Source organism: Phocaeicola sp. GP0067, from assembly GCF_031119655.1.
GTDB classification, from domain to species: domain Bacteria; phylum Bacteroidota; class Bacteroidia; order Bacteroidales; family Bacteroidaceae; genus Phocaeicola; species Phocaeicola vulgatus.
Genome location: NZ_JAVHZY010000021.1, coordinates 70,806 through 81,024, shown reverse-complemented (window position 1 = coordinate 81,024; position 10,219 = coordinate 70,806). Strand labels below are relative to the sequence as shown.

Annotated in this window: 11 protein-coding genes; 10 read left to right on the top strand and 1 reads right to left on the bottom strand. The window is 42.3% G+C overall.

Annotated features, from left to right (window positions below):
• Positions 1–297: 297 nt before the first annotated feature.
• The 10 genes from RE317_RS15355 to RE317_RS15310 all read left to right on the top strand — a co-directional run bounded on the left by RE317_RS15355 (position 298) and on the right by RE317_RS15310 (position 8,458).
• On the top strand, positions 298–702 hold the full coding sequence (locus RE317_RS15355; RefSeq protein ID WP_008667842.1) for a hypothetical protein: 405 nt from the start codon (positions 298–300) through the stop codon (positions 700–702).
• A gap of 110 nt (positions 703–812) precedes the next feature.
• The gene (locus RE317_RS15350; RefSeq protein ID WP_005853661.1) at positions 813–1,628 is read left to right on the top strand and encodes a MotA/TolQ/ExbB proton channel family protein; all 816 of its coding nucleotides are present in this window, start codon (positions 813–815) and stop codon (positions 1,626–1,628) included.
• A 28-nt stretch (positions 1,629–1,656) separates the two neighbouring features.
• A complete protein-coding gene (locus RE317_RS15345; RefSeq protein WP_008782507.1) occupies positions 1,657–2,262 on the top strand; it encodes a biopolymer transporter ExbD in 606 nt (201 codons plus the stop codon).
• A 12-nt stretch (positions 2,263–2,274) separates the two neighbouring features.
• On the top strand, positions 2,275–2,925 hold the full coding sequence (locus RE317_RS15340; protein WP_005839162.1) for a biopolymer transporter ExbD: 651 nt from the start codon (positions 2,275–2,277) through the stop codon (positions 2,923–2,925).
• A 29-nt stretch (positions 2,926–2,954) separates the two neighbouring features.
• Positions 2,955–3,767 carry an energy transducer TonB gene (locus RE317_RS15335; protein ID WP_008667845.1) on the top strand — a complete coding sequence of 271 codons (813 nt, stop codon included), beginning with the start codon at positions 2,955–2,957 and terminating at the stop codon, positions 3,765–3,767.
• 9 nt (positions 3,768–3,776) lie between these two features.
• Entirely contained in the window at positions 3,777–4,721 is a 945-nt protein-coding gene (locus tag RE317_RS15330) for a PstS family phosphate ABC transporter substrate-binding protein (RefSeq protein ID WP_008667846.1), read from the top strand.
• A gap of 23 nt (positions 4,722–4,744) precedes the next feature.
• On the top strand, positions 4,745–6,160 hold the full coding sequence (locus tag RE317_RS15325; RefSeq protein ID WP_008667847.1) for a lipopolysaccharide assembly protein LapB: 1,416 nt from the start codon (positions 4,745–4,747) through the stop codon (positions 6,158–6,160).
• Between the two features lie 185 nt (positions 6,161–6,345).
• On the top strand, positions 6,346–7,188 hold the full coding sequence (locus RE317_RS15320; RefSeq protein ID WP_008667848.1) for an ATP-binding cassette domain-containing protein: 843 nt from the start codon (positions 6,346–6,348) through the stop codon (positions 7,186–7,188).
• Between the two features lie 14 nt (positions 7,189–7,202).
• Positions 7,203–8,096: a hypothetical protein gene (locus tag RE317_RS15315; RefSeq protein ID WP_005853648.1), complete on the top strand. Its 894-nt coding sequence runs from the start codon at positions 7,203–7,205 to the stop codon at positions 8,094–8,096.
• On the top strand, positions 8,093–8,458 hold the full coding sequence (locus RE317_RS15310; protein WP_005853646.1) for a GntR family transcriptional regulator: 366 nt from the start codon (positions 8,093–8,095) through the stop codon (positions 8,456–8,458). Before RE317_RS15315 ends, RE317_RS15310 begins: the two co-directional genes overlap by 4 nt.
• Before the next feature lie 97 nt (positions 8,459–8,555).
• On the opposite strand, the gene RE317_RS15305 is transcribed toward RE317_RS15310, so the two are convergent.
• Positions 8,556–10,049 carry a M28 family peptidase gene (locus RE317_RS15305; RefSeq protein ID WP_303266254.1) on the bottom strand — a complete coding sequence of 498 codons (1,494 nt, stop codon included), beginning with the start codon at positions 10,047–10,049 and terminating at the stop codon, positions 8,556–8,558.
• Between the last annotated feature and the right edge of the window lie 170 nt (positions 10,050–10,219).

Here is a 10,219-nt window from a genome sequence, read left to right as displayed (position 1 = left end):
GAAGCCTCCGGACTTGAAGAAGTTCCGGAGGCTTTTTTTGTATCCGCACGTGTGAAATGTGACCTCTACCGTTTTTTCCCCGTGGGTGGGTACGTTTCCCACGGAACTGTCCGGAAGGGGCAGGTTTTTATTTAGAATTAGAAAAGGGGTTAAAAAGATTGTATTTCATAATTTCTTTATGATTATCGAATATATTTACCACTTGAACTTGAATAATTTTTAGGTCTGCTTGAACAAAAAAACAATAGAATTGTTTCAATAATATAAACCGAGAATCTTTCGAAACTAGTAGCCAAAATGAAGCTTATCGTCAAAATAGGATTAATAGCCCTGCTTTTAATGTTTAATTATCAGGGAGTCGATGCAGATGTTGTTTCTTCCGCTATTGACAGATATGCTACTACTACAGAACATCAAGATAATATGGCATCTGATCATGGTACATTGGATACCATGTCTTTCACCCACTCTTTACTCACAGGGCAACAGCAGGTATTAGCGAAACTAATGCCCGATGATCTCCGTATCCGCAGAGCAGAGGAACTTCAACAGAACTTCTTAAAAATTCTCATAGGTCGTTTTTCACTACGGGAAGAAATACTGGCAACTGACCGCGCTAAGATCTTTCCGTCTAATCCCATTCATTGTGTGTCTCCGGCATGTCATTATTTCGTGTTCACGCTGAGACGCATTTTGATTTAATTAATCGTTATAAATTTAGTTGTTTCACCTTCTCCGGCGCCCTGCAGAGTGTCGGGGTTGGTATAGAATTGTCATTTTTTTAACTATAACGATTAATTAAAACATATATCATGGAAACTATTCAAAATAAAACTACTAATAAGATTGTAGGTATTAAAAATGCGGGTTGGGTAATTATATGCTGCTTTATCATTGCAGTTTGTATCTATCACTTCATATTGGGGAATCCATCCAACTTTATGAATAATGACCCTAATAACCATCCGTTGCCGGGCAGTTTCCTGGGAACAATTTACAAAGGTGGTGTAGTGGTGCCCATTATCCAGACCCTGTTGCTCACCGTCATAGCGTTGAGCGTTGAGCGTTATTTAGCCATCCGGTCTGCTTTTGGCAGAGGTTCGCTGGTGAAATTCGTCGCTAATATTAAATCTACCCTGGCCGCTGGTGATATGAAAAAGGCACAAGAGCTATGTGATAAACAAGGCGGTTCTGTAGCCAATGTAGTTACTTCGACTTTAAGAAAGTATGCCGACGTGGAAAACGATGCGACACTTTCCAAGGACCAGAAAGTACTGGCCATTCAAAAAGAATTGGAAGAAGCAACTGCACTGGAGCTCCCTATGATGGAGCAGAATCTGCCTGTTATCGGTACAATCACCACATTGGGTACCTTGATGGGACTACTCGGTACGGTAATTGGTATGATCCGTTCATTTGCAGCTTTGTCTGCCGGTGGTGGTACGGACTCCATGGCTTTGTCACAAGGTATTTCCGAGGCGTTGATCAATACGGCATTCGGTATCTTGACAGGTGCATTGGCGGTTATTTCTTATAACTACTACACTAATAAGATTGATAAATTGACTTACAGCCTTGATGAAGTAGGTTTCTCTATTGTACAGACCTTTGCGGCTTCTCATAAATAATCGTGCCAACCCTTTAAAATAAACTGCTATGGGTAGAGCAAAGATTAAAAAGAAAAGTATGTTCATAGATATGACGGCCATGAGTGACGTCACTGTGTTGCTGCTTACTTTCTTTATGTTGACTTCAACATTCGTAAAGAAGGAGCCGGTACAGGTGTTTACTCCAGCCTCCGTTTCTGAAATCAAGATTCCGGAAACGAATATCCTTCAGATTCTGGTGGACCCGCAAGGGAAAATATTTATGAGCCTCGACAAACAGCCCGACATGAAGGCCGTATTGGAGAAAATGGGTGAGGAGTACGGAGTTGATTTTACTCCTGAGCAGGAGAAGAAATTTGTGACAGCTTCTACATTTGGTGTTCCAATGAGAAGCATGCAGAAATATCTGGATCTGCCTTCCGACCAGCAGGATAAACTGTTGAAAAATGAAGGTATCCCCTGTGACAGTACAGATAATCAGTTTAAATCATGGGTACGCAGTGCTCGTCAGGTGAATCCTGATTTACGTATTGCTATCAAAGCTGATGCGTCAACTCCCTACGCTGTGATTAAAAACGTAATGAACTCACTTCAGGACCTCAGAGAGAACCGGTACAATCTGATTACTTCTCTGAAGACTACTTCTGATAAATAAAACCGAATAATTATGAGTGCTGAAGTACAAGAAAGCAGCAAAAAAGGAAAGGGTTCGAAGCAAAAAAAGATGACTGTCCGCGTAGACTTTACGCCTATGGTGGATATGAACATGTTGCTGATTACTTTCTTTATGCTGTGTACCACGCTGAGCAAACCTCAGACGATGGAAATAAGTATGCCGAGCAATGACAAGAACATCACTGAAGAGCAGCAGAGCAAGGTGAAGGCTTCACAAGCAATTACCCTGTTACTGGCCGGAGGAGATAAATTGTATTATTATGAAGGAGAACCTAATTATAAAGACTATACATCGCTGAAGGAAACTTCCTATAATGCAGATGGTCTGCGTTCCATTCTTCTTAAAAAGAACTCGGCGGCAGTTCGTGAAGTAAACGATCTGAAAAAACAGAAAGCTGATCTAAAGATATCAGAGGAGGAGTATACGAAAAAACTGGCTGAAATAAAAAGCGGAAAGGATACCCCGACTGTTATTATTAAAGCAACGGATGACTCTTCATACAAGAATCTGATTGATGCTCTGGATGAAATGCAAATATGCAATATAGGTAAGTATGTAATTACAGACATCGCTGATGCAGATCAGTTCTTGATCAAGAACTATGATACGAAGGGCGATCTGAGTAAAGACATTGCGGAATAGTAACACACATTTAAAAGGAGGAAAAGAAAATGGCAAAAATAGATTTGACCTCACCTGAATGGTGTGAACTGATATTCCAAGGTAAGAACAAGGCATACGGTGCCTATAAGATGCGTGCCAATTCACCTAAACGCCACACGTGGGCAATGGTAATTGTAGTGATCATTGCTGCCATAGGTTTCAGTATACCGACATTGGTAAAACTGGCAACCCCGAAGCAGAAAGAGGTGATGACGGAGGTGACTATCTTGTCACAACTGGAAGAACCCGAAGTGAAACAGGAAGAGTTCAAGAAAGTGGAACCGGTGGCTCCGCCTCCCGCTCTGAAAAGCTCTATCAAATTTACAGCTCCTGTCATCAAAAAAGATGAAGAAGTGCGTGATGATGAAGAGATAAAGAGTCAGGAAGAATTGACTCAGACCAAAGTGGCTATCTCTATTGCCGATGTGAAAGGTAATGATGAGCTGAACGGTAAAGATATTGCTGAACTGAAAGAAGTGATAACCAAAGCCCCCGAAGCAGAAGAAAAACCATATACTATGGTAGAACAGATGCCTCAGTTCCCGGGTGGTGATAGAGAATTGCTGTCTTTTATAGCAAAGAATTTGCATTATCCTACCATTGCGCAGGAAAATGGAATACAGGGTAAAGTGTTTGTCCGCTTTGTGGTTTCGGCTACAGGTGACGTAAAGGATGTGAAGGTGATGCGTTCTCTGGACCCGTATTGCGACAAGGAAGCCATCCGGGTGATCCAGTCATTGCCGAAGTGGATTCCGGGAAGACAGAACGGACGTAATGTTCCCGTGTACTATACCGTTCCTATAACTTTTAAGCTACAATAATATCTATATATGATGATGAAGCTGTATATTGCATTGTTGGCTGCTTTGTTGCTGCTGCTTTCGGGCTGCGGCAACAAACCCAAACCGGGGGAAGACGATACGTTGACCTCTGGCACTATAACGATAGCGGTGGACGAAACTTTCCGTCCCATTATAGAAGAAGAGTTACAGGTGTTTCATGCATTGACACCGGATGCCACCGTGCATCCCATTTATTGCAGCGAAGTGGAAGCCATGAAACTTTTGCTGGCGGATAGTGTACGTCTGGCTATAACCACCCGGCAACTGACCACGCAGGAAACAGCCTATCTTAATGACAAGAAATTCTTTCCTGTATCGGTAAAGATGGCGACAGATGGTTTGGCCTTGATAGTGAACAAGCAAAATACGGATTCATTAATTACGGTTGACCAGTTTAAAGAAATACTGACGGGGAAAGTTACTGACTGGAAACAGTTGAATCCTGCTTCCCGTTTGGGTGAGCTCCAACTGGTATTTGATAATCCCAATTCGAGCACCGTACATTATGTACTTGATTCGATCTGCGGCGGTATGCCTTTGTCGAAGGACCTGAAGGCGCAGAAAACAAATCCGGAGGTGATTTCGTATGTGGCTAAGAATCCCGCAGCTTTAGGGGTTATCGGTGTCAACTGGATAGGAAATCCTGCGGATAGTACGCGACTCTCTTTCAATGACGCCATTCGGATAATGGCTGTCAGCCGTGCGGATTCGGCTACAGTGGGAAATAGTTTCAAGCCTTATCAAGCTTATCTGGCTTTGAACCAGTATCCGCTAACTCGCAATGTGTACATTTTACTCAATGATCCTAAAAGTGGCCTGCCCAGTGGTCTGACTTCTTTCCTGACAGATTTCCGGGGACAGCGTATCATCTTGAAATCAGGATTGGTACCTGCTACGGCTGCCGTAAGGATTGTAGATGTAAAAGAGGAATAATAAATGAACAAAAAAGAAGAACCATGAAGAAATTAGTATTAACCGTGATGAGCCTGTGCCTGGCCGTAACTATGTGGGGACAGACATCAGCAGGCAGCGAATGGTCACCCCAGGTGAAACAGGCTGCCACGATGATAAAGGAGAATCCGGCAAAAGCCTCCGAGGCTTTTGATGAACTGCTGAAAGGTAAAAATAAGAAGAATACTTCCTTGTTGGTAGAGATAGGCCGGGCTTATCTGGACCAGGGAAAAACAGCAGAGGCTGCCGAATATGCACAGCGCGCTAAAGATGTGAACAGTAAATGTGCTGTAGCCTATCTGCTGAGTGGTGATGTGGCATTGAAACTAAATGATGTGAACAAAGCCAGCAGTGATTATAACCAGGCTATTTATCTGGATGAAAATTGCAGCGAAGCTTATTTTAAATATGCACAGGTATATAAAGGGGTAGACCCCCAACTGTCACTGGATATGCTGATGCGTTTGCAGACCAAGACTCCGGACGATAACCGTATCAGTAAGGAATTGGCCGATGTATATTATACGATGGGGCAGTATGGCAAAGCAAAAGAAGCTTATGAAAGTTATCTGAAAGTAGGTATGCCTACCGAACAGGACTATACCCGCTATGCCATGTTGCTATATCTGAATAAGGACTATGCGCAGTCTTCGGATATGGCAAAGAAAGGTTTGGAACTTGCTCCGGAAAATCATGTGCTGAAACGTCTGGCGATGTATGATAATCTGGAATTAAAGGATTACAAAGAAGGACTGGAAGCAGCTGCCACTTTCTTTTCTAATCCCGGTAATCCGGATTATGTATATTTGGATTACGTTTATTTCGCCCGTTTGCTGGAAGCTGACAAGCAGTATGATGAAGCGGTGGCACAGTTTGACAAAGCACTGTCCATGGACAAATCGCATACGGAAATCTATAAAGATATCTCTGATGTATACGAAAAGGAACGTGATTTTCCGAAGGCAATAGAGGCTTACAAAAATTATTTGGGCGGAATGAAAAGTGATCCGGATATTAGTGACCTGTTTTTATATGGACGTTTGAACTATTATGCGGCTACTGATTCTGCTTATCAGGATAAGCAACCACTTTATCTAGCTGAAGCCGATACTATTTTTGCACAAGTGGCTGCTAAAGTTCCCGATAACTATTTAGGAAACTTCTGGCGTGCCCGTGTTAATTCTTTGCGTGATCCTGAAACAACTCAGGGATTGGCAAAGCCTTATTATGAGGCTGCACTGAGTATTCTGGAACAGAAGCCTGATGCTACTAAATCAGTGTTGGTGGAATGTAACAGCTATTTGGGATATTATTATTTTGTAAAAGAAGATTATAACCAGTCAAAACTGTATTGGAATAAGATATTGGAAATTGATCCTGGAAACGAAACTGCTACTAAAGCACTAGGAGGAATTAAATAGTCCTTCTTTTTTTCATTTATCATTTGAGTTGAGCGGACAGTACTTGGTTGCCGCCCGCTTAATTCGTTTAACGGTTAATGAATATTAAAGATGAGTCATTCTTCTTGTTTATTCAAATAAACTATATACATTTACAGTGTACTAATCAACTAATACACTAAATAACTAATAAAACCATAAACACAATGATGATTGAAGTAAAGAACTTGTCTTTCAGTTATGGAACGAGAAAACAGAAAGTCTTTGATGACTTCTCGCTAGCATTGGACAAAGGTTCAGTTTACGGCCTTTTAGGGAAGAACGGTACAGGTAAATCTACTTTGCTTTATTTAATGACAGGTTTGCTTCGTCCTCAGGCCGGACGGGTGCTTTACAAAGGGGTGGATGTTTCCATGCGCTATCCCCTGACTTTGCAGGACATGTTTCTAGTGCCTGAAGAATTTGCTTTGCCATCAGTCAGTTTGAAACAATACTTGAAGCTGAATACTCCGTTTTATCCGAATTTCAGCAATGAACTCTTGAGCACTTGCCTTCGTGATTTTGATATGAATGAAGATATTCATTTGGGCGAGCTTTCGATGGGACAGAAGAAGAAAGCATTTATGTGCTTTGCATTAGCTACCAATACCTCTTTGTTGGTAATGGACGAGCCCAGTAATGGATTGGATATTCCTTCTAAAAGTCAGTTTCGTAAAGTAATCGCTTCTGGCATGACCGATGAAAAATCAGTCATCATCTCTACGCACCAGGTGAGAGATATTGACAGCCTGCTGGATCATGTGGTTATTATTGACGGTACCCTCGTATTGTTGAATGCATCGGTAAAGACCATCTGTGACAAAGTCTATTTTGCAGAGCAAGGCATGAATGAACCGACAGACACAGCACTCTATGTCCAGCCGTCCGTCCAGGGAAACAGTGTCATCTTCCCAAACACGCATAATGAGGAGACGAATTTGAATCTGGAAGTACTGTTTAACGCTATGCTGTCAGAGAGAGAAAAAATGCAGTCAATGTTTAACAAGTAACATACACAAACACTATGGATACGAATAAATTCTTTAGCTTTCCGCGTATTGCAATGGTCATGAAACGCGAAATTATGGAAAATTGGAAAACAAATCTTTATCGTCTGATCGGGATTTATGCCGGATTTTTATTGGTGATGGTGTTCACAATGTCGAAACAGGCGTCGTCGTATAGTGATCCTCAGGTGGCTTTTCAGCATTACTGTTCTAATGTGCTGGGGGCGTTTGTTCTTATCATCGGTATTTTCGGCATTGTCTATGCTGCCAACATTATGGAGAACATGATTACCAAAGAAAAACGCATCGCTTTTCTGATGCTTCCGGCAACCATGATAGAGAAATTTGTGGCACGGTTCTTAATTGTTACGGTAGGACTGGCGGTGGCTGTCTTTGTTGCGGCGTCATTGGCGGAAATTACCCGTTATCTGTTACTCCCTTTATTTAATGTACCTGAAACATTCCATCAATCTGTTTTATATAACCTTCTTTCCATGGCTTCGGTAGATGGTGAGCAGATATATAGGGGATCAGGCTATGCTATGAATATGCCGTACCAGAATTGGTTGGGTGAGCTGTGCGGATGGGCTTTCTTGGTGTGGTCACATTCACTTTATATTCTAGGAGGTAGTTATTGGTACAAGAAACCTTTTTTCAAGACATTGGGTACATTGATGCTTATTTCTATTCTGTGTTCGGTCTTGTCAGTACATATCATATCATGGGTAGGCAATGACGGTATGCGTAGTTTCGCCGAATGGCTGGAAGCTAATTCCCAGTGGATGACATTAAACAAGTTACTTTCCTTAGGAGTGGCGTTCTTCAGTGCATTCACCATGTTCAACTGGTGGCTGAGTTACCGGCTCTTTACCCGTTCACAAGTTATTAAACCCAAATTCCGCTTGCTATGAAATTTAAAGAAAGTAAATCCATTTACTTGCAGATAGCTGACCGGATATGTGATGAAATCCTGCAAGGACAATATATGGAAGAAGAGCGTATTCCATCGGTCAGAGAATACGCCGCCACAGTGGAGGTGAATGCAAATACGGTGGTCCGCACGTATGATTACCTTCAGGGACAAGAGATTATTTACAATAAACGCGGCATTGGTTATTTTGTATCAGCAGGGGCTAAAGACCGGATTATTGCTTTACGGAAAAATACATTCCTGCATGAAGACCTGCCTGAGTTTTTCAGACAAGTGAAGACATTGGATATTCCCATGAAGGAGATAGAAAAAATGTATAAGGAATATCTGACTCAACAATGACACAACACCAAGCACATCTACGACAACACATACACAACATCGGTTAGATAAAGAAATCCCGGCAGAGCGATGACTCGCCGGGATTTCTTATATCCGGTTACTTGTCTGCTATAAAAATTGTAGTCCAGTATAACCATTCGGTTGCAGCTCGGAGGATATCGGGATTGATAGATTGGGTGTTATCTTTGGGATGATGGTAATAACCGCTTCCCAAGGCCCATAAGTCTATACATGGATAACCGGCTTTCATAAAGACTGCACCGTCTGTGCGAGGGCGGGTCAGGAAATGAGTCTCACTAGTGAACAGACGTCGATGTACATACCTATCATTGGCTTTCTCTGATAGCTCAGCCAGTTCGGGGTATTTATAGTGATAATTCGCTCCTAGCATCTCACCTACACCCACTTGTTCCAGATTCAGGATTGCTACCACTTTGTTTTGGGGCACAAGGGGATGGTTGGTGTAGTAGGTACTTCCGGTGAGTCCGGCTTCCTCGCCGTCCACACTCATAAAGATGATGCTGCGTTTCGGTTTTATCTTTGATTTTGCCAGTGCTTCGGCTACTCCCAGCATGGCAGCGGAGGAAGAATTGTTGTCATTCGCTCCTTCAATTAGGAAAGGAATCATTCCTAAGTGGTCCAGATGGGCGGAAATGATTACATATTCATTGCATAGTATAGGATCACTGCCTTTGATCATGCCCAAAATATTTTTTCCAGTAGCATTGGGATTATAGGTAGCATTCATTTTGATGTGGGCTCTCTTTCCGGTATGGAAAGAGGCAGGCTTCTGAGTCTTATAAATCTGCCGGATGGTTTCTTTATAGGTCTTGCCTGTTCCCCTGAAAATATCATTGACCACAGTGTCTGTAACATGACAATAGACAAATCCCGGATTATAGGGGGCATTCGGACCGGGAACCCATTTGTATAACAAGCCTGCCGCACCATGGGCTGCAGCGTTGTTCAGCTTGGTTTGGTGCAAAGTATGTTTGTACCACATGGCCAGTGAATCGGGGTTACGGCTTATATTGGGTGTTTCTCCCTCTACCAGCACAATCTTGCCTTTTACATCTATGTCTTTGTAATCATCATATCCTAATTCGGGTGCTGTAACGCCAAATCCGGCATATACCACATCGGCTGTCACTTCTCCGTTACTGGTCATTCCTCCGGCAAACCAACCATCTGCCCAAGGGTATGTCTTGGAGATCCATACAGTTTTTTTCTTGTCTTGGGTGACAGGAAATAGGATATCCATAGTGCTTCCCGGTTGTATCTCTACACAAGGGTGGGGGAATAGCTGTATGTAGGAACCATTCTCACCACGAGGTATTAGTTTCCACTCTTTAAAATATCCTTTTACGATATCTACAGCTTTAGCCATTCCGGGCGAACCTGCGAGTCGTCCCTCCAAGGCCGGGTCTGAAAGTTGCTTTACATAACCGAAAATCTTTTCGGTAGTGATGTTACGATGCATGGCATCAAGGTACATTTCTTCATCAGTCATGGTAGCCGTTCTTCTTTGGGCGGATGAAGACAGGGAGCCCAATGCAAGAATTGCAGATAACAAGAGGAGTCCTTTTTTCATGTTAATATGTTGATTTAAGATTCGGTTCTAAAGATAAAAAGAAAAGATCAGATTCCTGTTTATCTCCTTGTAAAAATCTTAAGTTCGTATTTCTTGATATAAATCAAACCGTTACATCGTGAAAAGTCCGTACCTTTGCACCCCGAAAATCAAGGGTAACAAGTGGACGT

Bases quoted from the DNA above. Each gene is read 5' to 3' on its own strand.
- RE317_RS15355 (WP_008667842.1), top strand. From the start codon at position 298: ATGAAGCTTATCGTCAAAATAGGATTAATAGCCCTGCTTTTAATGTTT.
- RE317_RS15350 (WP_005853661.1), top strand. From the start codon at position 813: ATGGAAACTATTCAAAATAAAACTACTAATAAGATTGTAGGTATTAAA.
- RE317_RS15345 (WP_008782507.1), top strand. From the start codon at position 1,657: ATGGGTAGAGCAAAGATTAAAAAGAAAAGTATGTTCATAGATATGACG.
- RE317_RS15340 (WP_005839162.1), top strand. From the start codon at position 2,275: ATGAGTGCTGAAGTACAAGAAAGCAGCAAAAAAGGAAAGGGTTCGAAG.
- RE317_RS15335 (WP_008667845.1), top strand. From the start codon at position 2,955: ATGGCAAAAATAGATTTGACCTCACCTGAATGGTGTGAACTGATATTC.
- RE317_RS15330 (WP_008667846.1), top strand. From the start codon at position 3,777: ATGATGATGAAGCTGTATATTGCATTGTTGGCTGCTTTGTTGCTGCTG.
- RE317_RS15325 (WP_008667847.1), top strand. From the start codon at position 4,745: ATGAAGAAATTAGTATTAACCGTGATGAGCCTGTGCCTGGCCGTAACT.
- RE317_RS15320 (WP_008667848.1), top strand. From the start codon at position 6,346: ATGATGATTGAAGTAAAGAACTTGTCTTTCAGTTATGGAACGAGAAAA.
- RE317_RS15315 (WP_005853648.1), top strand. From the start codon at position 7,203: ATGGATACGAATAAATTCTTTAGCTTTCCGCGTATTGCAATGGTCATG.
- RE317_RS15310 (WP_005853646.1), top strand. From the start codon at position 8,093: ATGAAATTTAAAGAAAGTAAATCCATTTACTTGCAGATAGCTGACCGG.
- RE317_RS15305 (WP_303266254.1), bottom strand. From the start codon at position 10,049: ATGAAAAAAGGACTCCTCTTGTTATCTGCAATTCTTGCATTGGGCTCC.